Origin of the sequence: Streptococcus oralis SK610 (assembly GCF_000257455.1) — a bacterium.
GTDB lineage: Bacteria > Bacillota > Bacilli > Lactobacillales > Streptococcaceae > Streptococcus > Streptococcus oralis_CB.
Genome location: NZ_AJKQ01000025.1, coordinates 95,162 through 115,537, shown reverse-complemented (window position 1 = coordinate 115,537; position 20,376 = coordinate 95,162). Strand labels below are relative to the sequence as shown.

Below are 20,376 nucleotides of genomic sequence, written 5' to 3'. Positions count from 1 at the left end.
CAGTAGTAGAACTTCCAGAGCAAGTGAAGCCGTCTGATAAAAAAGAACTTTCAGTACCTGATTCGAAACCAGATCAATTGACTCAAAACATCTCTGTAGAAAAAAATCAACTTCCAAATACAGGAAGTCAAGAAGATGGTTTGAAAAATCTAGGAATTCTAACAGCCCTAGCAGGTGTTATGACACTTGGATTGCTAGGGAAAAAGAAACGAAACGATGAATCAGACTAATCACTTTTAAGAACCGAGAAATCGGTTCTTTTTTTATGACATTTGTCATATTTCCTAGTGACAGAAGCATCTAGTTCCGCCAACTTCAAAAGACTATAATTGAAGTATGAAATGGAGGAAGAAGAAATGAAAAATAAAATGATTGTCGCAGTGAGTTTAGTAGCAGCAGGAGTTATGACCTATCTCATGTTTTCAGGATTGGACGAGGGTTTCTATCATTTTCCTTGGGAGCTCTTTGCTGGCTTTGGAATGATGTCTTGGCTTGTCAGAGAAGGTTTGAAATTAGTCAGAGATGTGAAAAAGGAGTTTGAGGAATGAAAAAAGCAATCATCTGTCTCTTTATCGGTCTGTCACTCTTGGTATGGTTAGTGGAAATGTTTACTGGGTGGTTTGACCAAACCTTGCTTCGCCAATTTATTCGTGGTGCTTGGGGTTTTGGATTTATGATTTTCGTTGTTTTCCCTATAGGAATGAAGTGGTTGAAAGGAGAATCTCATGACTGTGATTAAAGTTGAGAAATTGAGTAAGAAAATAAAAGACAAGGAGATCTTGCGGAACATCTCTTTTGAAATCAACGATGGTGAATGTGTCGCCTTGATCGGACCTAACGGAGCAGGTAAGACGACCTTGATTGATTGCCTCTTGGGCGACAAGTTCGTGAGCTCAGGTCAGATAGCTATTCAAGGCTTTGCACCAACAGATCCTCGATTAAAGCAACTTATTTCTATCTTACCTCAAGAAAATACGGTGGTTCAAGACTTGAAAGTGAAAGAACTCTTATCCTTCTTTCAATCAATCTATCCAAACAGTCTCTCCAATCAAGAAATTGATGACTTGCTGAGATTTTCGGACAAACAGAAAAATCAGCTAGCGGGCAAGTTGTCTGGTGGGCAAAAACGTTTGTTCTCTTTCGTGTTGGCACTAATAGGTCGTCCGAAAATTCTATTTTTGGACGAACCAACTGCTGCCATGGATACCTCGACACGTCAGCATTTTTGGGAAATTGTCAATCAGTTAAAGAAAAATGGTGTCACCATTGTCTACTCTTCTCACTATATCGAAGAGGTAGAACATACGGCTGACCGCATTTTGGTCCTCCACAAGGGTGAATTGATCCGGGATACGACACCTTATGCCATGCGTGGTGAAGAACAAGAAAAACATTTTACGGTACCACTAACTTATCAGGAAGTTATCAGCACTTTGGACCAGATTCAAGGGCTTGAAATCAAGCAAAATGCTCTTTCCTTCACAACCAAAGAAGCCAGCCAGGTATGGAAAGTCTTGCAAGAACAGGGCTGCATGATCGAAGAAATTGAAGTTCGCAATCGAACTCTCTTAGACAGTATCTTCGAAACGACTCAAGACTAAAGGAGATTGACGATGAAAAATATGACAAGTCTCATGAAAGTGGAAATCATTCTGATGAAACGGCAAGCAGTCTACTACTTGCTATCCATCGGACTCCCAAGTGTGTTTTACCTTATCTTTTCTGGTATGATGTCAGGGTCAGATATTCCAGAAATTGCTCTTCAAGCCTATCTTTTTGCCATGACGCTCTTTAGTATCATGTCAAGTGCTTTTTTCAGTATCCCAAGCACACTCGAGTCTGATAAGACAAACAACTGGCAAAAATTGATTCAACATTCTCCCGTATCTATGGTAGAATATTATGTATCAAAACTGTTCAGTACCCTACTGACTTTCTTGTTATCAATTACAGTTGTCTTTTCAGTTGGTCATTTTGTCCGTGGAGTGACTCTGCCTTGGCTTGACTGGATGGTAATTGGTGCTATTTTGCTGATCGGAAGCGTGATCTTTATCAGCATGGGGGTCTTGGTGAGCTTGCTACCCAGTGCTCAACTGATGACGGTTGTTGGAAATATTGCCTATATTGCTTTGGCTGTTCTAGGTGGACTGTGGTTCCCCTTGGATTCCTTCCCAGAATGGCTCCAATCTATTGGAAAGCTGACTCCAACCTATCAACTGATGCAGGTCGTCTCTACTTATTTGGAACACCATGAATTTAATATTCTTTCTGCCTTGGTTGTGCTAGGCTATACAGTTTTCTTTGGTGTACTGGTAATCCAGCTGAAAAAAAGGATTGAGGTAAAATAAATCTATGTTGGAAAAATTTAAAAACATTCATTATATGTTTCATATTTCAATAGTGTTTATCATCTTTCCTATAGCGGGTGTCATCGTTGGAGATTACCCGCTTTTAACCTTGCTATGGACCCTACTATTTGTACTTGCCTTCTATTCGGTTTTAGCCAGTCAGAGTCGCACTGTGCTGTGGATGGCTTGGTGGATCATGCTTGCCTACATTTTTTATACATCGGTTTGGCTGAGTTCGGGTTTCACCTGGTTTATCTTCTATTTATCCAATCTCCTTATTTATGAGCTGGATGAGATTTCTTTTCACTCTTGGCGCTTTGTCAGTTTTATTGTCCTGCAACCGTTCATTCTGACCGGAATCTATATGGTCAATCATGTTAGTCCCTGGCAGCTACTCTTTTTCTTGGTGACCTTTATCTTTTCCGATGCAATGACCTTTGGTCTCTATCGAATTCGGATAACAGAAGAGCTAAAAGAAGAAAAGATGAAACAAAATGCCAAGCTCAATCTTTTCTTGGCTGAAAACGAACGCAGTCGTATCGGTCAGGACCTTCATGACAGCCTAGGTCATACCTTTGCCATGTTGAGTGTGAAGACGGACCTTGCCCTCCAGCTTCTTCAAATGCAGGCCTATCCTCAAGTGGAAAAAGAATTAAAAGAAATTCATCAAATCAGTAAAGAATCCATGAATGAAGTCCGTACAATTATCGAAAATCTTAAAACCAGAACCCTTGCTTCCGAGTTTGCGACTGTTAAAAAAATGCTGGAAATTGCAGGAATTGAAACGGAAATCAATCACCAACTAGATACAGCTAGCCTAACTCAGGAATTAGAATCAACGGCCTCCATGATTTTGCTTGAGTTAGTGACCAACATCATCAAGCATGCTAAAGCATCGAAAGCTTACTTGAAATTAGAACGAACTGAGAAAGAACTCATCCTAACAGTGAGAGATGATGGCTGTGGCTTTGCTTCTTTAAAAGGAGATGAGCTCCATACCGTTCGAGACCGTGTCCTTCCTTTTTCAGGAGAAGTAAAGGTGATCAGTCAGAAACATCCGACTGAAGTGCAGGTTCGACTACCTTATAAGGAGAGAAACTAAGATGAAACTACTTGTTGCAGAAGATCAAAGTATGTTGCGAGATGCGATGTGCCAGTTGCTTACCTTTCAACCAGATGTAGAGTCTGTCCTACAAGCCAAGGATGGCCAAGAAGCAATCCAACTTTTAGAAAAAGAGTCTGTGGATATCGCCATTCTTGACGTAGAAATGCCTGTTAAGACAGGCCTCGAAGTCTTGGAGTGGATACGAGCAGAAAAGCTAGAAACAAAGGTAGTTGTAGTAACGACCTTCAAACGCTCTGGCTATTTTGAACGTGCGGTCAAGGCTGGAGTGGATGCTTATGTCTTGAAAGAAAGAAGCATTGCAGACCTCATGCAAACCTTGCACACTGTTCTCGAAGGACGCAAGGAATATTCGCCTGAATTGATGGAAGTGGTGATGACGCACCCCAATCCGTTAACAGAGCAAGAAATCGCTGTTTTAAAGGGAATCGCTCAAGGTTTGTCTAATCAAGAAATCGCAGATCAGCTTTATCTATCAAATGGAACCGTTCGAAACTATGTCACCAATATTCTTTCGAAACTAGATGCTGGTAATCGAACAGAGGCAGCCAACATTGCAAAAGAATCTGGTTGGCTTTGATAAGAAGGGTTAAAAAATTCCGAAATGATAACTTGAATCGAAGGAAATTCATACTAGAAAGGAGGAGGGGAATAGCCTCCTTTTCTGGTTTAGAAAAGCGGTGAAAGCTAGTGTCAAAGAGTTAAAAGATCAGAATAAAAACGAAAAAAATATTGACAAGGAAAGAAAAATTGTGTTACAATAATAGACGGTACTTTTTACTTTTGGTCTCTCAAAAGTGTACAGGGACGTGCTGACAAATGTTGCAAAAGTACACACAGATGGTAGCTGTCACCAAGTGTATCATCACCAAAAATAAAAAAACACAGGAGAATGTAGATGCCTACAATTAACCAATTGGTTCGCAAACCGCGTAAATCAAAAGTAGAAAAATCTAAATCACCAGCTTTGAACGTTGGTTACAACAGTCATAAAAAAGTTCAAACAAACGTTTCTTCACCACAAAAACGTGGTGTTGCAACTCGTGTGGGAACAATGACACCTAAAAAACCTAACTCTGCCCTTCGTAAATTCGCTCGTGTACGTTTGAGCAACCTTATCGAAGTTACTGCCTACATCCCAGGTATCGGACACAACTTGCAAGAGCACAGCGTGGTGCTTCTTCGTGGTGGACGTGTAAAAGACCTTCCAGGGGTACGTTACCATATCGTCCGTGGTGCACTTGATACTGCAGGTGTTAACGATCGTAAACAAGGCCGTTCTAAATACGGTACTAAACGTCCAAAAGCATAAGGAAAGGGGATAAAGAGAAATGAGTCGTAAAAATAGAGCTCCAAAACGTGACGTATTGCCAGATCCGCTTTACAATTCACAACTAGTTACTCGTCTTATCAACCGCGTTATGCTTGATGGTAAACGTGGTACAGCTGCTTCAATCGTTTACGGTGCTTTTGAGCAAATCAAAGAAGCTACTGGTAACGATGCACTTGAAGTATTTGAAACAGCTATGGAAAACATCATGCCTGTACTTGAAGTACGTGCACGTCGTGTTGGTGGATCTAACTACCAAGTCCCAGTTGAAGTTCGTCCAGAACGTCGTACAACACTTGGACTTCGTTGGTTGGTAACAATCGCTCGCCTTCGTGGTGAACACACAATGCAAGACCGTCTTGCAAAAGAAATCTTGGATGCAGCGAACAACACTGGTGCAGCAGTTAAGAAACGTGAAGACACTCACCGTATGGCTGAAGCTAACCGTGCCTTCGCACACTTCCGTTGGTAAGAATAAGATACTAAGGGCGTTAAAAAAGCGACTGAAAATTAGGAAGCTTGACGTAGAATCAAAGATTCTAGGAAAGCTTATCTATTTTCCGAGCTTTTAGCCCGAGTTCAATTGAGTTCGAATCAGTTAACTTAAGCTTCTAGCCCGAGTTCAATTCAACTTATCTACAAGTTGAAACCAACAAAAACAAGATAAACATTGAGAACGGGTAGGTCCTGCCTATCCGTTTTTATTAAAATCGTGTTATAATAGAATAGAAATTAAAAATAAATAGGAGAAACAAACCTCATGGCACGCGAATTTTCACTTGAAAAAACTCGTAATATCGGTATCATGGCTCACGTCGATGCTGGTAAAACAACAACTACTGAGCGTATTCTTTACTACACTGGTAAAATCCACAAAATCGGTGAAACTCACGAGGGTGCGTCACAAATGGACTGGATGGAGCAAGAGCAAGAACGTGGTATCACTATCACATCTGCTGCGACAACAGCTCAATGGAACAACCACCGCGTAAACATCATCGACACACCAGGACACGTGGACTTCACAATCGAAGTACAACGTTCTCTTCGTGTATTGGACGGTGCGGTTACTGTTCTTGACTCACAATCAGGTGTTGAGCCTCAAACTGAAACAGTTTGGCGTCAAGCAACTGAGTACGGAGTTCCACGTATCGTATTTGCTAACAAAATGGACAAAATCGGTGCTGACTTCCTTTACTCAGTAAGCACACTTCACGACCGTCTTCAAGCAAACGCACACCCAATCCAATTGCCAATTGGTGCTGAAGATGACTTCCGTGGTATCATCGACTTGATCAAGATGAAAGCTGAAATCTATACTAACGACCTTGGTACAGATATCCTTGAAGAAGATATTCCAGCTGAATACCTTGACCAAGCTCAAGAATACCGTGAAAAATTGGTTGAAGCAGTTGCTGAAACTGATGAAGACTTGATGATGAAATACCTTGAAGGTGAAGAAATCACTAACGAAGAATTGAAAGCTGCTATCCGTAAAGCAACTATCAATGTTGAATTCTTCCCAGTATTGTGTGGTTCTGCCTTCAAGAACAAAGGTGTTCAATTGATGCTTGATGCGGTTATCGACTACCTTCCAAGCCCACTTGATATCCCAGCAATCAAAGGTATCAACCCAGATACAGATGAAGAAGAAACTCGTCCAGCATCTGACGAAGAGCCATTCGCAGCTCTTGCCTTCAAGATCATGACAGACCCATTCGTAGGTCGTTTGACATTCTTCCGTGTATACTCAGGTGTTCTTCAATCAGGTTCTTACGTATTGAACACTTCTAAAGGTAAACGTGAACGTATCGGACGTATCCTTCAAATGCACGCTAACAGCCGTCAAGAAATTGACACTGTTTACTCAGGTGATATCGCTGCTGCCGTTGGTTTGAAAGATACAACAACTGGTGACTCATTGACAGATGAAAAAGCTAAAATCATCCTTGAGTCAATCAACGTTCCAGAACCAGTTATCCAATTGATGGTTGAGCCAAAATCTAAAGCAGACCAAGATAAGATGGGTATCGCCCTTCAAAAATTGGCTGAAGAAGATCCAACATTCCGCGTTGAAACAAACGTTGAAACTGGTGAAACAGTTATCTCAGGTATGGGTGAGCTTCACCTTGACGTCCTTGTTGACCGTATGCGTCGTGAGTTTAAAGTTGAAGCAAATGTAGGTGCTCCTCAAGTATCTTACCGTGAAACATTCCGCGCTTCTACTCAAGCACGTGGATTCTTCAAACGTCAGTCTGGTGGTAAAGGTCAATTCGGTGATGTATGGATTGAATTTACTCCAAACGAAGAAGGTAAAGGATTCGAATTCGAAAACGCAATCGTCGGTGGTGTGGTTCCTCGTGAATTTATCCCAGCGGTTGAAAAAGGTTTGGTAGAATCTATGGCTAACGGTGTTCTTGCAGGTTACCCAATGGTTGACGTTAAAGCTAAGCTTTACGATGGTTCATACCACGATGTCGACTCATCTGAAACTGCCTTCAAGATCGCGGCTTCACTTGCCCTTAAAGAAGCTGCTAAATCAGCACAACCAGCTATCCTTGAACCAATGATGCTTGTAACCATCACTGTTCCAGAAGAAAACCTTGGTGATGTTATGGGTCACGTAACTGCTCGTCGTGGACGTGTAGATGGTATGGAAGCACACGGGAACAGCCAAATCGTTCGTGCTTACGTTCCACTTGCTGAAATGTTCGGTTATGCAACAGTTCTTCGTTCAGCATCTCAAGGACGTGGTACATTCATGATGGTATTTGACCACTACGAAGATGTACCTAAGTCAGTACAAGAAGAAATCATTAAGAAAAACAAAGGTGAAGACTAATCAGTCCTCGCTCTAAAAGGGAGTCACTTAGTGGCTTCCTTTTTTGTCTTTAACCATTCATTTCTGCTGAATATAGTATACAAATTTGGTCGCTAAGTATGAGAATTACTAATTTTATCCACAAAGAAAATATTCTAATTTGATAAATTAAAGTAAATAAAGGTTCCTAATTCCGTAGAAAACTTAATAAAAATGAGGGAAAAATTCATAAATACACTTTTAGATAGAAAATTCAGAAAATTGACTCTTTTGCCTTGAAAATTTTTGAAAAAATGGTATGATAGTAACAAGCTATTTTTTTAAGAGAAGAGAAAGGGGAACAATGGAGAAAATCAGTTTAGAGTCTCCTAAGACGGGGTCGGACCTGGTTTTGGAAACACTTCGGGACTTAGGGATTGATACCATTTTTGGTTATCCTGGTGGTGCAGTCTTACCTTTGTATGATGCGATATACAATTTTAAAGGTATTCGCCACATCTTGGGACGTCATGAGCAAGGTTGTTTGCACGAAGCTGAAGGATATGCCAAATCAACTGGAAAGCTGGGCGTTGCCGTCGTCACGAGTGGACCGGGAGCAACAAATGCCATTACAGGGATTGCAGATGCCATGAGCGACAGCGTTCCCCTTTTGGTCTTTACAGGTCAGGTTGCACGAGCTGGAATTGGGAAGGATGCCTTTCAGGAGGCGGATATCGTAGGTATTACCATGCCCATTACCAAGTACAATTACCAAGTACGTGAAACGGCTGACATTCCTCGTATCATTACGGAGGCTGTGCATATCGCAACGACTGGTCGTCCAGGTCCAGTTGTGATTGACTTGCCAAAGGATGTATCAGCTCTAGAGACAGATTTCATCTATTCACCGGAGGTGAATTTACCAAGTTACCAACCGACGCTTGATCCAAATGACATGCAAATCAAGAAAATCTTGAAGCAATTGTCAAAAGCCAAGAAACCGGTTTTGTTAGCAGGTGGTGGTATCAGCTATGCAGAAGCTTCTAAGGAGCTCAATGAATTTGCTGAACGTTACCAAATTCCAGTAGTCACTAGTCTTTTGGGGCAAGGTACCATTGCAACAAGCCATCCACTATTCCTCGGAATGGGAGGCATGCATGGTTCTTTCGCAGCCAACATTGCAATGACTGAAGCGGACTTTATGATTAGTATTGGTTGCCGTTTCGACGACCGATTGACTGGAAATCCTAAGACCTTTGCTAAAAATGCCAAGGTTGCTCATATCGATATTGATCCAGCTGAGATTGGCAAGATTATCAGTGCAGATATTCCTGTAGTGGGGGATGCTAAGAAAGCCTTGCAGATGTTGTTGGCAGAGCCAACTGTTCATAACAATACTGAAAAGTGGATTGAAAAAGTCACTAAAGACAAGAACCGCGTTCGTTCTTATGACAAGAAAGAACGTGTGGTTCAACCTCAGGCTGTTATTGAACGCATCGGTGAGTTGACGAATGGAGATGCCATTGTTGTAACTGACGTAGGGCAACACCAAATGTGGACAGCTCAGTATTATCCTTACCAAAATGAGCGTCAATTGGTCACTTCAGGTGGCCTGGGTACCATGGGCTTCGGAGTTCCTGCAGCTATTGGAGCCAAGATTGCCAATCCAGAAAAAGAGGTTATCCTTTTTGTCGGTGATGGTGGCTTCCAAATGACCAACCAAGAGCTAGCAATCCTAAACATCTACAAGGTGCCGATTAAGGTTGTCATGTTGAATAACCACTCACTAGGAATGGTTCGCCAGTGGCAGGAATCCTTCTATGAAGGTAGAACGTCAGAGTCAGTCTTTGATACACTTCCTGACTTCCAGCTGATGGCACAGGCTTACGGCATCAAAAACTATAAATTTGATAATCCAGAGACGATAGAGAAGGATCTAGAAGTAATTCTAGAGGATGTGCCCATGTTTATCGAGGTGGACATTTCTCGTAAGGAACAGGTCTTACCGATGGTACCAGCTGGTAAGAGCAATCATGAGATGTTGGGGGTGAAGTTCCATGCGTAGAATGTTAACAGCTAGATTGCAAAACCGTTCAGGAGTCTTGAATCGTTTTACAGGTGTCCTTTCTCGTCGTCAAGTCAATATTGAGAGTATCTCAGTTGGTGCGACGGAGAACCCCAATGTATCTCGCATCACCATCATTATTGATGTAGCTTCTCATGATGAAGTAGAGCAAATCATTAAACAGCTCAATCGTCAGATTGATGTGATTCGCATTCGAGATATCACAGATAAACCACACTTGGAAAGAGAAGTTATCTTGGTAAAGGTATCTGCTCCTGCTGAAAAGCGTGCAGAAATTTTGGCCATTATCCAACCTTTCCGTGCAACAGTAGTAGATGTGGCTCCAAGCTCAATCACCATCCAGATGACGGGAAATGCTGAAAAGAGTGAAGCTTTATTGCGAGTGATTCGACCATACGGTATTAAAAATATCGCTCGTACGGGTGCAACTGGATTTACCCGTGACTAATACTCTTTGATTTTCATTGAGTATAAAATCCAGCATAAATTTGTTAAACCAGCCTATAAGGCAATAAAAATAGAAAAGAGAGAAAAACTATGGCAGTTCAAATGGAATATGAAAAAGATGTTAAAGTAGCAGCGCTTGACGGTAAAAAAATCGCCGTAATCGGTTATGGTTCACAAGGACATGCGCATGCGCAAAACTTGCGTGACTCAGGTCGTGATGTCATCATCGGTGTGCGTCCAGGTAAATCTTTTGACAAAGCAAAAGAAGATGGTTTTGACACTTACACAGTAGCAGAAGCAACTAAATTGGCTGACGTTATCATGATCTTGGCACCAGACGAAATCCAACAAGAATTGTACGAAGCAGAAATTGCTCCAAACTTGGAAGCTGGAAATGCAGTTGGATTTGCTCATGGTTTCAATATCCACTTTGAATTTATCAAAGTTCCTGCAGATGTAGATGTCTTCATGTGTGCTCCTAAAGGACCAGGACACTTGGTACGTCGTACTTACGAAGAAGGATTTGGTGTGCCAGCTCTTTACGCAGTTTACCAAGATGCAACAGGAAATGCTAAAAACATTGCTATGGACTGGTGTAAAGGTGTTGGGGCAGCTCGTGTTGGTTTGCTTGAAACAACTTACAAAGAAGAAACTGAAGAAGATTTGTTTGGTGAACAAGCTGTACTTTGTGGTGGTTTGACTGCCCTTATCGAAGCAGGTTTTGAAGTCTTGACAGAAGCAGGCTATGCCCCAGAATTGGCTTACTTTGAAGTTCTTCATGAAATGAAGTTGATCGTTGACTTGATCTATGAAGGTGGATTCAAGAAAATGCGTCAATCTATTTCAAACACTGCTGAATATGGTGACTATGTATCAGGTCCACGTGTGATTACTGAGCAAGTTAAAGAAAACATGAAAGCTGTTTTAGCAGATATCCAAAATGGTAAATTTGCAAATGACTTTGTAAATGACTACAAGGCTGGTCGTCCGAAATTAACTGCTTACCGTGAACAAGCGGCTAACCTTGAAATTGAAAAAGTTGGTGCAGAATTGCGTAAAGCAATGCCTTTCGTTGGTAAAAACGACGACGACGCATTCAAAATCTACAATTAATTCTTGTAAAGAGAGATAGAAGGCGAGTTGGGGGTACCTAACTCGTTTTTTATCTTGAACAGTATTTGAGGAGGAGACAATGCTAAGTGCAAAAGATGTGGTGAAAGCCCACAAAGTTTTGAGTGGTGTAGTAGTTGATACACCACTAGAATATGATCATTATTTATCAGAAAAATACCAAGCAAAAATTTATCTCAAAAAGGAGAATGCGCAACGAGTTCGCTCTTTTAAAATTCGTGGAGCCTATTATGCTATTTCTCAACTATCAAAAGAAGAACGTGAGCGTGGTGTAGTCTGTGCCTCTGCGGGAAATCACGCTCAAGGTGTCGCCTATACTTGTAACGAGATGAAGATTCCTGCAACGATCTTTATGCCCATCACAACACCGCAACAAAAGATTGGGCAGGTTCGCTTTTTTGGTGGAGAGTTCGTGACAATCAAGTTGGTAGGGGATACCTTTGATGCTTCTGCTAAGGCAGCACAAGAATTTACATTGACAGAAAACCGCACCTTTATCGATCCTTTTGATGATGCGCATGTTCAAGCTGGTCAAGGGACTGTAGCCTATGAAATTCTTGAAGAAGCCCGTAAAGAGTCTATTGATTTTGATACAGTACTTGTACCAGTAGGTGGTGGCGGATTGATTGCCGGTGTTTCTACTTATATTAAGGAAACCAACCCGACTATTGAAGTGATCGGGGTAGAAGCTAATGGTGCTCGCTCTATGAAAGCTGCCTTTGAAGCTGGGGGACCAGTTAAGCTTAAAGAAATTGATAAGTTTGCTGATGGGATAGCCGTACAAAAGGTTGGACAATTAACCTATGAAGCGACCCGTAAGAATGTTGAAACGCTGATTGGGGTGGACGAGGGATTGATTTCCGAAACCTTGATTGATCTTTATTCCAAACAAGGTATTGTAGCAGAACCAGCCGGAGCTGCCAGCGTTGCAGCCTTGGAAGTTTTATCAGACTATATCAAAGGCAAGACGATTTGTTGTATTATTTCTGGAGGAAATAACGATATCAACCGCATGCCAGAGATGGAAGAACGTGCCTTGATTTACGATGGAATCAAGCATTACTTTGTAGTGAATTTCCCACAACGTCCAGGAGCTCTACGAGAGTTTGTAAATGACATTTTGGGGCCAAATGATGACATCACTCGTTTTGAATATATCAAACGAGCAAGCAAGGGGACAGGGCCTGTATTGATTGGGGTAGCTCTTGCCAATAAGCATGACTATGCTGGATTGATCCATCGAATGGAAAAGTTTGACCCATCTTATATTAATTTGAATGGGAACGAAACGTTGTATAATATGCTAGTTTAAGCTAAAATAAAATTCTTATCATATTATTTGCGTAATGGTAATGATGGTGCTATAATGAGGGTGACGAAAGGGGGAGATTCCCATGGTTTTACAAATTTTACTTGTTTTATTGTTTTTAGTGGTGATTGCATCAGTGATTATGGTTAGTTCTGTGTATGTGGTTCGACAACAATCTGTCGCTATCATAGAACGCTTTGGTAAATACCAAAAGTTGAGCAATAGTGGTATTCATTTACGAGCTCCTTTTGGAATTGATAGGATTGCGGCAAGAGTTCAACTACGCTTGTTGCAAAGTGAGATTGTTGTAGAGACAAAGACGCAAGATAATGTATTTGTAACGATGAATGTGGCAACTCAGTATCGAGTGAATGAAAATAATGTCACAGATGCCTATTATAAATTGATGCGTCCAGAAGCCCAAATTAAATCCTATATTGAAGATGCTTTGCGTTCATCTGTACCAAAGCTAACCCTAGATGAGTTGTTTGAGAAGAAGGATGAAATCGCCTTAGAAGTTCAAAAACAAGTGGCTGAAGAAATGTCTACGTATGGGTATATCATTGTCAAAACCCTGATTACTAAGGTTGAACCTGATGCTGAAGTAAAACAATCAATGAATGAAATTAACGCGGCTCAACGTAAGAGAGTTGCGGCGCAAGAGCTTGCTGAAGCAGATAAGATTAAAATCGTGACCGCAGCAGAAGCTGAAGCAGAAAAAGATCGCCTACATGGTGTAGGGATTGCAGAGCAGCGTAAAGCAATTGTTGACGGACTAGCTGATTCTATCCAAGAGTTAAAGGGAGCCAATGTTGAGCTAACTGAAGAACAAATCATGTCTATCCTATTAACGAACCAGTATTTAGATACGTTGAATAATTTTGCAGATAAAGAGGGTAATAATACAATCTTCCTACCAGCAAATCCTAATGGAGTCGAGGACATAAGAACTCATATATTATCGGCTTTAAAAGCCAAATAAAAATATGCAGAATAATATAGTTACAACGTATATATGTTTTTTTATTGACAAACGAAATAAAAACGTATACAATTAAGTATTGTAAAGAATAATTTAGGAGAAGAACATGGCTAAGTCGAACTTTGAAAAAGTAGAAGCAGTTGTTGGCTGGGTTCGTGATAAGAAAATCACAGGCTACCGTATCTCTAAAGAAACGAATGCGCGTGAAATGTCTATCATTGCTCTAGCACAAGGACGCGCAAAAGTTAAAAATATTTCATTTGAAACAGCTCTTGGTTTAATCGATTTCTATGAAAAAAATCATGAAAAATTTGAAGATTAAACTGTGGTCACAGGCAGATTCCTGAATCGAGTCTGCCTTTTCTTTACAATTACAAATTAAAAAGACTGCATTCTTTATGCAGTCTTTGTTTATTAGCTGAGATAGCGTTGAAGAAATTCTTTTGTCCGGTCTTCTTTAGGATTTGTAAAGAGTTCTTCAGGCCTGCCTTCTTCAGCAATGACACCCTTATCCATAAAGATGACACGGTGAGAGACATCGCGAGCGAATTCCATTTCGTGGGTTACGACGATCATGGTCAAGCCTTCTTGAGCCAAATCCTGCATAATTTTGAGGACTTCTCCAACCATTTCAGGGTCAAGAGCAGATGTTGGTTCGTCGAAGAGAATGGCATCAGGATTCATGGAGAGCGCGCGGGCGATAGCCACGCGTTGTTTCTGACCACCTGATAGTTGCTTCGGCTTGGCTTGCCAGTAACGTTCTCCCATGCCAACTTTTTCGAGATTCTCTTTGGCAATTTTTTCAGCTTCAGAGTGGTCGCGTTTGAGTACAGTCGTTTGGGCAACAATCGTATTTTCAAGGACATTCAGATTTTCAAAGAGATTGAAAGATTGGAAAACCATACCGAGTTTTTCACGATAATGGGTGAGGTTATAGCCTTTTTCTAAGACATTTTCTCCTCGATAGAGAATCTCTCCCTCTGTAGGTGTTTCGAGTAAATTAATTGAACGAAGGAAGGTTGATTTTCCGCTTCCAGAGCTCCCGATGATGGAAATAACCTCTCCTTTATGGACGGTGAGAGAAATGTCTTTTAGCACTTCGTTTTGCCCATAGGATTTTTTGAGGTGTTTGATTTCAAGGATTGCTTGTGTCATTTTTTCAAATCCTCCGTTTGCATTTGGTTAGCACCTGTAGTGTAAGTATCCATGTCCATACGACGTTCGATCAAGCGTAGGATACGGGTCACAGTAAAGGTGAGGACAAAGTAAATCACGGCGATGATGGTAAAGGTCTGGAAGTATTGATAGGTTTGTGTTGCTACAGTATTTCCTGAGAAATAAAGCTCAACAACTGAGATAACGTTCAATACAGAGGTATCTTTGATATTGATGACAAACTCATTACCAGTAGCAGGTAGAATATTACGGACAACCTGAGGTAGGACAATCTTACGCATGGTTTGATTGTGGGTCATACCAAGAGCAGTTGCAGCTTCAAACTGTCCTTTGTCAACTGCTAGAATACCACCACGAACGATTTCTGTCATGTAGGCACCCGTATTGATTGAAACGATGAAGATAGCAGCTAGTGTGCGGTCAAGGTTGATACCGAAGGCTTGTGCTGTACCGTAGTAGATAACCATGGATTGAACAATCATCGGTGTACCACGGAAGATCTCAATATAGATATTGAGAATCCAACCGACTAGTTTCTGTAGGGCGTACATTGCCTTGTTCTCAGATAGTGGAGCGGTACGGAAGACCCCAATCGCAAGTCCGATAAGGAGACCTGTGATGGTTCCGATAATGGAGATTAAGAGTGTGATACCAGCACCACGCAAGAGTTGTTGCCAGTTTTCAGAAAGGATCTTAGCGACTTGGCTAAAGAAACTACTTTCTTCCTCTGTTGTTGTAGATTCCACAGGTTGCTCTTTGATCATACGATCCATGAGGGCTACTTGCTCATCCTTAGAGATGGTTTCGATGCTTGCATTGATTTGGCTGATGCGGCTGTCATCTTTACGAAGTCCAATGGCAATAGCTGTATCCTCTTCGCCAGTTTTGAAACCTGGTTGAGGTTGGATCATTTTGAACTTAGCGTTAGCAGACTCAGCGGTCATTGCTTCAGGTCGTTCAGAAACATAGGCATCAATAACACCAGCCTCCAGAGCTTGACGCATCTGAGCGAAGTCACCCATAGCAGTTTCTTTTTTGGCACCTGGAATTTGGGAAATCAGGTCATAAAGGTAAACACCTTGTTGAGACGTGATTTTTGCTCCGCTAAAGTCTTCCAAAGATTTAGCATTCGCATAGGCAGAGTCCTTTTTTACCAATAGAACCGGTTCGCTAGTATAGTAACTGCTTGAAAAAGCAATTTCTTGTTTGCGTTCAGCGGTTGGGCTCATACCGGCAATGATCATATCAATTTTGCCAGAAGTAAGGGCTGGAACAAGTCCTTCCCATTTGGTTTTCACGACCAAAGGTTCCTTGCCTAAGTCTTTGGCAATCTTTTTAGCGATTTGAACATCGTAGCCGTTGGCATATTGGTTGGTACCGTCGATTTTGACGGCGCCGTTACTATCGTCGTCTTGGGTCCAGTTGAAGGGAGCGTAAGCTGCCTCCATCCCGATGCGTAAATATTCGTCGGCTTGGACTTGGCTAACTAGTCCTAAGGTAAGGGCTAGGCTAGCAAGGATAGATAAGCATAATTTTTTCATGTTTTCTCCTATTTCTAGTCTAAAAATGACTCTCTCTATTGTATCTAAAAATAGTGAGATTTTCAATACAAGTAAGCCTTTATTTATAAAAAATGATATAATGGTAAAAAGATTGAAAGGGAACCGATTATGAAAAAAAGATGGCTGTTGGCTTTGGTATTTACTTATTTATTATTTATACCGAGCCTGGTTTTTGCAGTAGACTTTGATATCTTATCCTATCAGGGTGATTTGAATATTCATGCAGATAATACTGCAATTTTTAAGGAAACAATTACCTACCGCTTTGGAGATGATTATAATGGTCAGTTAGTTGGACTCGGGAAAGTTGGGAAAATGCCAGAAGGATTTGACATTGATCCCGATCCGACCGTTCAGGTCTCTAAAAATGGAAGAATTGTTCAAAATGCTTCCTTCTATACTATGGAGGAAGAGGACGGCTACAAGGTAAAAATTTACAATGCTGGATATGCCGGAGATACTGTTCGGGTAACGGTTACCTGGAAACTAACAAACCTTCTCTTCTTATATAAGGATATCGCAGAGCTAAATTGGCAACCCTTGACCGATAGTACTGGAGACATCAAAGAGATTGAGTTTAAGGTCAGCTCTGATACTCCAGCAGAGAAACTCTATTTTCATGCAGGCCAACTCCTAAGGGACTCGAGTATTGAAAAAGTAAATAATCTCTATCATGTCAAAATGAAAGACCTTCCTAGAAAACGACAGATCGAATTACATGCTTACTGGCCGAGAAGTGCTTTTGCAGAAGCTCCAGATCAAGGATTAGAGGAAGAACGTTTAACCGATTTTAACCGGATTGAAAGCAATATAGCAACAGAAAAAGCGCAAAGTGAGATTTTGATGAAATGGGTATTTCCCGTCATTTTTATGAGTCTCTTACTTCTAGTTCCTCTCTTCTATAGGAAGTTCCGTCAGAGTACAAGCATTAAAAAGGTCTTTCCAAAAGATCATCGACTCTACGAACCACCGATGGATTTGCCTCCAATGGTTTTAGCAGAAGCAGTGTATTCAACCTCCTTAGAGGAAGTCAATCCCCTAAACAAATCAGGGTTTGGTAAATTTACTTTTGAACGTTTGATTCAGGCAACCTTGTTGGATTTAGTAGATCGAGGCCATTTATCTATTTTCCAAGGGGATGAGGAACCTTATGTGCGCATTATCAGTGAAAAGGGTTTGTCCAATTTTGAGAAGGAATGCCTGCGCATGACTTTGTCAAATAAGAAAGAATTGGCTATTTCAGAGCTCTTCCCTGATTACCAAGTTTCATCTTCCCTTTACCGTGGTGCCAAAGAGTCAGATGAAAAACATATCCGAGAAACAGGCTCGCGTCTTAAACGCTCTTTTGAAGGAAGACTTCAACGCATTCAGTCTTGTGTCAAGGATAAGGTCCATGTACTTCGTATCCCAAGCTATTATCGTCCTTTGACAGGTGAGGAACGTCGCCTTGCTCTCGGGATGCGGGTCTGTTCAGCCATAACAGCTCTAGGTGGATTGCTTTTCTTTTATTATAGTTGGCAAACACATGGCTTCTTTTCGATCCCGTTTCTACTTTTAGGATTGACAGGATTAGGGGCTAGTTTCTGGGTTTATCTTGCCACGCGAGGAGCCTATCGCGATGGAGTTCTAACAGAGGAAGGAGCGGAGATCTTCTATCTCTGGACGAGTTTTGAAAATATGCTTCGGGATATCGCTCATCTGGATCAGGCCGAGCTAGAGAGCATCGTCCTTTGGAACCGTCTACTGGTCTATGCGACTCTCTTTGGTTATGCCAAGAAGGTGAGCAAGTTAATGAAAGTCCGCCATATTCAGCTTGAAAATCCAGATTTGAATCTTTATGTAGCCTATGGTTGGCACTCACAGTTCTACACCTCAACTGCACAAATCAAGCAATATACTGCTGTCGCAAATACAGCTAGCAATTACTCTGTATCTTCTGGAAGTGGAAGTTCAGGTGGAGGATTCTCAGGAGGAGGTGGCGGTGGTAGCATCGGCGCCTTCTAAAAAACCTATCGCAACATCCGAAATTATGCTATAATAGAGGACAGAAAAAGGAGTAATGTATGTATTTTATTGAAATTTTGAAGTCAATCTTTTTTGGGATTGTTGAAGGAATTACAGAATGGTTGCCCATTTCAAGTACTGGCCACTTGATCTTGGTTGAAGAATTTGTACAATACAAGGACCAAAATGAAGCCTTTATGTCCATGTTTAATGTTGTCATTCAGCTTGGTGCCATTTTAGCAGTTATGGTCATTTACTTTAATAAGCTTAATCCCTTCAAACCTGGTAAAACTAAGGTAGAAGTTCGTAGAACTTGGCAATTGTGGTCAAAAGTCTTCGTTGCGACCTTGCCTTTGCTATTGGTTTTTAAATTAGATGATTGGTTTGATGCCAACTTCCATAACATGGTTTCAGTTGCGATCATGTTGATTATCTATGGTGTTGCCTTTATCTATCTTGAAAAACGAAATAAGGCGCAAGCCATTGAACCAACAGTAACAGAGCTAGACAAGTTGCCTTATAAAACAGCCCTTTACATTGGACTCTTCCAAGTCCTCGCCCTCTTTCCAGGAACAAGCCGTTCAGGTGCGACTATCGTTGGTGGTTTGTTGAATGGAACAAGCCGCTCAGTCGTAACAGAGTTTACCTTCTATCTCGGAATTCCTGTTATGTTCGGAGCTAGTGCTTTAAAGATTTTCAAATTTATCAAAGCAGGTCAACTCTTGAGTTTTGGACAACTGTTCTTACTCTTGGTTGCTATGGGTGTTGCCTTTGCGGTCAGCATGGTTGCCATTCGTTTCTTGACCAGCTATGTGAAGAAGCACGACTTTACACTCTTTGGTAAATACCGTATTGTACTCGGTAGCGTCTTGTTGCTTTATAGTTTTGTACGTTTATTTGTATAAGAAAAAAGCTTGAGGGAATTTTCCTTCAAGCTTTTTAAAATCCTGTCACCGTAATTCCTAGTAAACGGATACCTCGTGGTTGTTCTTCCAAGCTATCGTATATCTCATGCGCAGTTCGCTCGATTTGCTCCTTGTCTTGAGTAGCTAAGGCCAAACTTTTCCTTTTAGTCAAGGTGGAGAAGTCAGCATATCGTATTTTTAGGATAATGATTTTTCCAGCTTTGTCCTGCTTGCTGAGATTGTGAGCTACCTTTTCGGAGAGAAGGGTCAGCTCTTTTTTGATGTCTTCTTCTACTTGCAGAATCTTTCCATAGGTTTTTTCCTTGCCAATGGACTTACGAATGCGATCGGACTTGACCGGTGAGTTATGAATGCCCCTTGCCTTTCGATAAAGGTCAAAACCGAGTCTGCCGAACCGATCGATTAAAGTGACTTCTGAGACGTCCAATAAGTCTGCACCAGTATAAATGCCCATTTCATGAAGGCGTTCAACTGTTTTTTTGCCCACGCCATGAAATTTAGCAATGTCCATTTGTTTGAGGAAGTCTTGGGCTTGATCTGGGAGAATCATTGTCAAACCATGTGGTTTTTGATAGTCACTAGCCATCTTAGCTAGGAATTTGTTATAAGAAACACCTGCAGAAGCAGTCAGGTGTAGTTCCTGCCAGATATCCTCTTGGATGAGACGAGCTATTTTGACGGCTGACTTGATACCGAGTTTATTTTCCGTCACATCCAAGTATGCCTCGTCAATACTCATAGGTTCGATCAAATCAGTGTAGCGTTTAAAAATAGCACGAATCTCAAGTCCCACAGTCTTGTATTTTTCATAATTTCCAGAGATAAAGATAGCTTGGGGACAGCGTTCATAAGCTTCTTTAGAGCTCATGGCAGAGTGTATTCCAAAAGCTCGCGCCTCATAGCTACAGGTAGAAACGACACCACGCCCACCTGTTTGTCTGGGATCGCTTCCGATAATGACAGGTTTGCCCTTTAACTTGGGATTATCTCTGATTTCCACCGCAGCAAAAAAGGCATCCATGTCAATATGGATGATTTTTCTGGACAGATCATTTATCAATGGAAATATGAGCATTTCAATCCCTTTCTAGTGTCGTTTTCTATTTATTATACCCTTTTTTCTGAAAAAGTGGAAAAGTCCAACCTGACTTT

The 20,376-nt window shown here is 41.3% G+C and carries 21 protein-coding genes; 18 read left to right on the top strand and 3 right to left on the bottom strand.

Annotation, left to right across the window (positions count from 1 at the left end):
- The 16 genes from HMPREF1115_RS09760 to HMPREF1115_RS09685 form a co-directional block, all read left to right on the top strand.
- Nucleotides 1-230, top strand: a 230-nt coding sequence (locus HMPREF1115_RS09760; protein ID WP_000325864.1) for an LPXTG cell wall anchor domain-containing protein, incomplete at its 5' end; no start/stop codon positions are given.
- Nucleotides 231-341: 111 nt separating this feature from the next.
- The gene (locus HMPREF1115_RS09755; protein ID WP_000390701.1) at nucleotides 342-548 is read left to right on the top strand and encodes a hypothetical protein; all 207 of its coding nucleotides are present in this window, start codon (nucleotides 342-344) and stop codon (nucleotides 546-548) included.
- Nucleotides 545-739: a hypothetical protein gene (locus tag HMPREF1115_RS09750; RefSeq protein WP_000709109.1), complete on the top strand. Its 195-nt coding sequence runs from the start codon at nucleotides 545-547 to the stop codon at nucleotides 737-739. Before HMPREF1115_RS09755 ends, HMPREF1115_RS09750 begins: the two co-directional genes overlap by 4 nt.
- Nucleotides 726-1,601 carry an ABC transporter ATP-binding protein gene (locus HMPREF1115_RS09745; RefSeq protein ID WP_000216047.1) on the top strand — a complete coding sequence of 292 codons (876 nt, stop codon included), beginning with the start codon at nucleotides 726-728 and terminating at the stop codon, nucleotides 1,599-1,601. Before HMPREF1115_RS09750 ends, HMPREF1115_RS09745 begins: the two co-directional genes overlap by 14 nt.
- Nucleotides 1,602-1,613: 12 nt before the next feature.
- On the top strand, nucleotides 1,614-2,348 hold the full coding sequence (locus HMPREF1115_RS09740; RefSeq protein ID WP_000794225.1) for an ABC transporter permease: 735 nt from the start codon (nucleotides 1,614-1,616) through the stop codon (nucleotides 2,346-2,348).
- 4 nt (nucleotides 2,349-2,352) lie between these two features.
- Nucleotides 2,353-3,450, top strand: a complete 1,098-nt coding sequence (locus tag HMPREF1115_RS09735) for a sensor histidine kinase (protein ID WP_000890229.1) — start codon at nucleotides 2,353-2,355, stop codon at nucleotides 3,448-3,450.
- A gap of 1 nt (nucleotide 3,451) precedes the next feature.
- Nucleotides 3,452-4,051, top strand: a complete 600-nt coding sequence (locus HMPREF1115_RS09730) for a response regulator transcription factor (RefSeq protein WP_000772066.1) — start codon at nucleotides 3,452-3,454, stop codon at nucleotides 4,049-4,051.
- Between the two features lie 318 nt (nucleotides 4,052-4,369).
- Nucleotides 4,370-4,783, top strand: coding sequence for a 30S ribosomal protein S12 (rpsL, locus tag HMPREF1115_RS09725; protein WP_001142332.1), 414 nt, complete (start codon nucleotides 4,370-4,372; stop codon nucleotides 4,781-4,783).
- A gap of 19 nt (nucleotides 4,784-4,802) precedes the next feature.
- Nucleotides 4,803-5,273, top strand: a complete 471-nt coding sequence (gene rpsG, locus HMPREF1115_RS09720) for a 30S ribosomal protein S7 (protein ID WP_000087873.1) — start codon at nucleotides 4,803-4,805, stop codon at nucleotides 5,271-5,273.
- A 288-nt stretch (nucleotides 5,274-5,561) separates the two neighbouring features.
- Complete coding sequence (fusA, locus tag HMPREF1115_RS09715) at nucleotides 5,562-7,643, top strand: elongation factor G (RefSeq protein WP_000090339.1); 2,082 nt, start codon at nucleotides 5,562-5,564, stop codon at nucleotides 7,641-7,643.
- Between the two features lie 322 nt (nucleotides 7,644-7,965).
- Nucleotides 7,966-9,666 (top strand): acetolactate synthase large subunit, encoded by a 1,701-nt coding sequence (locus tag HMPREF1115_RS09710; protein WP_000411743.1) that lies wholly within the window; start codon nucleotides 7,966-7,968, stop codon nucleotides 9,664-9,666.
- On the top strand, nucleotides 9,659-10,135 hold the full coding sequence (gene ilvN, locus HMPREF1115_RS09705) for an acetolactate synthase small subunit (RefSeq protein WP_001253813.1): 477 nt from the start codon (nucleotides 9,659-9,661) through the stop codon (nucleotides 10,133-10,135). The genes HMPREF1115_RS09710 and ilvN overlap by 8 nt, the downstream gene beginning before the upstream one ends.
- 89 nt (nucleotides 10,136-10,224) lie before the next feature.
- Nucleotides 10,225-11,247 carry a ketol-acid reductoisomerase gene (gene ilvC, locus HMPREF1115_RS09700; protein WP_000290683.1) on the top strand — a complete coding sequence of 341 codons (1,023 nt, stop codon included), beginning with the start codon at nucleotides 10,225-10,227 and terminating at the stop codon, nucleotides 11,245-11,247.
- A gap of 79 nt (nucleotides 11,248-11,326) precedes the next feature.
- On the top strand, nucleotides 11,327-12,577 hold the full coding sequence (gene ilvA / locus HMPREF1115_RS09695) for a threonine ammonia-lyase IlvA (RefSeq protein WP_000947300.1): 1,251 nt from the start codon (nucleotides 11,327-11,329) through the stop codon (nucleotides 12,575-12,577).
- 82 nt (nucleotides 12,578-12,659) lie between these two features.
- Nucleotides 12,660-13,556, top strand: a complete 897-nt coding sequence (locus tag HMPREF1115_RS09690) for an SPFH domain-containing protein (RefSeq protein ID WP_000244062.1) — start codon at nucleotides 12,660-12,662, stop codon at nucleotides 13,554-13,556.
- Nucleotides 13,557-13,662: 106 nt separating this feature from the next.
- Nucleotides 13,663-13,878 carry a capsule biosynthesis transcriptional regulator gene (locus tag HMPREF1115_RS09685; RefSeq protein WP_001130031.1) on the top strand — a complete coding sequence of 72 codons (216 nt, stop codon included), beginning with the start codon at nucleotides 13,663-13,665 and terminating at the stop codon, nucleotides 13,876-13,878.
- 92 nt (nucleotides 13,879-13,970) lie between these two features.
- Here HMPREF1115_RS09685 and HMPREF1115_RS09680 read toward each other — a convergent pair whose 3' ends face one another.
- Nucleotides 13,971-14,711: an amino acid ABC transporter ATP-binding protein gene (locus HMPREF1115_RS09680; RefSeq protein ID WP_000189491.1), complete on the bottom strand. Its 741-nt coding sequence runs from the start codon at nucleotides 14,709-14,711 to the stop codon at nucleotides 13,971-13,973.
- Nucleotides 14,708-16,273: an ABC transporter substrate-binding protein/permease gene (locus tag HMPREF1115_RS09675; RefSeq protein WP_000732043.1), complete on the bottom strand. Its 1,566-nt coding sequence runs from the start codon at nucleotides 16,271-16,273 to the stop codon at nucleotides 14,708-14,710. Before HMPREF1115_RS09675 ends, HMPREF1115_RS09680 begins: the two co-directional genes overlap by 4 nt.
- A gap of 129 nt (nucleotides 16,274-16,402) precedes the next feature.
- Here HMPREF1115_RS09675 and HMPREF1115_RS09670 point away from each other — a divergent pair, with 129 nt between their 5' ends.
- Together HMPREF1115_RS09670 and HMPREF1115_RS09665 are read left to right on the top strand one after the other, a co-directional pair.
- The gene (locus HMPREF1115_RS09670; protein ID WP_000747710.1) at nucleotides 16,403-18,298 is read left to right on the top strand and encodes a DUF2207 domain-containing protein; all 1,896 of its coding nucleotides are present in this window, start codon (nucleotides 16,403-16,405) and stop codon (nucleotides 18,296-18,298) included.
- 59 nt (nucleotides 18,299-18,357) lie between these two features.
- On the top strand, nucleotides 18,358-19,203 hold the full coding sequence (locus tag HMPREF1115_RS09665; protein ID WP_000273567.1) for an undecaprenyl-diphosphate phosphatase: 846 nt from the start codon (nucleotides 18,358-18,360) through the stop codon (nucleotides 19,201-19,203).
- Between the two features lie 34 nt (nucleotides 19,204-19,237).
- Here HMPREF1115_RS09665 and dinB read toward each other — a convergent pair whose 3' ends face one another.
- Entirely contained in the window at nucleotides 19,238-20,299 is a 1,062-nt protein-coding gene (dinB, locus tag HMPREF1115_RS09660) for a DNA polymerase IV (protein WP_000904538.1), read from the bottom strand.
- Between the last annotated feature and the right edge of the window lie 77 nt (nucleotides 20,300-20,376).

Coding starts and splice junctions, on each gene's coding strand:
- HMPREF1115_RS09755 (WP_000390701.1), top strand. CDS start 342: ATGGAGGAAGAAGAAATGAAAAATAAAATGATTGTCGCAGTGAGTTTA.
- HMPREF1115_RS09750 (WP_000709109.1), top strand. CDS start 545: ATGAAAAAAGCAATCATCTGTCTCTTTATCGGTCTGTCACTCTTGGTA.
- HMPREF1115_RS09745 (WP_000216047.1), top strand. CDS start 726: ATGACTGTGATTAAAGTTGAGAAATTGAGTAAGAAAATAAAAGACAAG.
- HMPREF1115_RS09740 (WP_000794225.1), top strand. CDS start 1,614: ATGAAAAATATGACAAGTCTCATGAAAGTGGAAATCATTCTGATGAAA.
- HMPREF1115_RS09735 (WP_000890229.1), top strand. CDS start 2,353: ATGTTGGAAAAATTTAAAAACATTCATTATATGTTTCATATTTCAATA.
- HMPREF1115_RS09730 (WP_000772066.1), top strand. CDS start 3,452: ATGAAACTACTTGTTGCAGAAGATCAAAGTATGTTGCGAGATGCGATG.
- rpsL (WP_001142332.1), top strand. CDS start 4,370: ATGCCTACAATTAACCAATTGGTTCGCAAACCGCGTAAATCAAAAGTA.
- rpsG (WP_000087873.1), top strand. CDS start 4,803: ATGAGTCGTAAAAATAGAGCTCCAAAACGTGACGTATTGCCAGATCCG.
- fusA (WP_000090339.1), top strand. CDS start 5,562: ATGGCACGCGAATTTTCACTTGAAAAAACTCGTAATATCGGTATCATG.
- HMPREF1115_RS09710 (WP_000411743.1), top strand. CDS start 7,966: ATGGAGAAAATCAGTTTAGAGTCTCCTAAGACGGGGTCGGACCTGGTT.
- ilvN (WP_001253813.1), top strand. CDS start 9,659: ATGCGTAGAATGTTAACAGCTAGATTGCAAAACCGTTCAGGAGTCTTG.
- ilvC (WP_000290683.1), top strand. CDS start 10,225: ATGGCAGTTCAAATGGAATATGAAAAAGATGTTAAAGTAGCAGCGCTT.
- ilvA (WP_000947300.1), top strand. CDS start 11,327: ATGCTAAGTGCAAAAGATGTGGTGAAAGCCCACAAAGTTTTGAGTGGT.
- HMPREF1115_RS09690 (WP_000244062.1), top strand. CDS start 12,660: ATGGTTTTACAAATTTTACTTGTTTTATTGTTTTTAGTGGTGATTGCA.
- HMPREF1115_RS09685 (WP_001130031.1), top strand. CDS start 13,663: ATGGCTAAGTCGAACTTTGAAAAAGTAGAAGCAGTTGTTGGCTGGGTT.
- HMPREF1115_RS09680 (WP_000189491.1), bottom strand. CDS start 14,711: ATGACACAAGCAATCCTTGAAATCAAACACCTCAAAAAATCCTATGGG.
- HMPREF1115_RS09675 (WP_000732043.1), bottom strand. CDS start 16,273: ATGAAAAAATTATGCTTATCTATCCTTGCTAGCCTAGCCCTTACCTTA.
- HMPREF1115_RS09670 (WP_000747710.1), top strand. CDS start 16,403: ATGAAAAAAAGATGGCTGTTGGCTTTGGTATTTACTTATTTATTATTT.
- HMPREF1115_RS09665 (WP_000273567.1), top strand. CDS start 18,358: ATGTATTTTATTGAAATTTTGAAGTCAATCTTTTTTGGGATTGTTGAA.
- dinB (WP_000904538.1), bottom strand. CDS start 20,299: ATGCTCATATTTCCATTGATAAATGATCTGTCCAGAAAAATCATCCAT.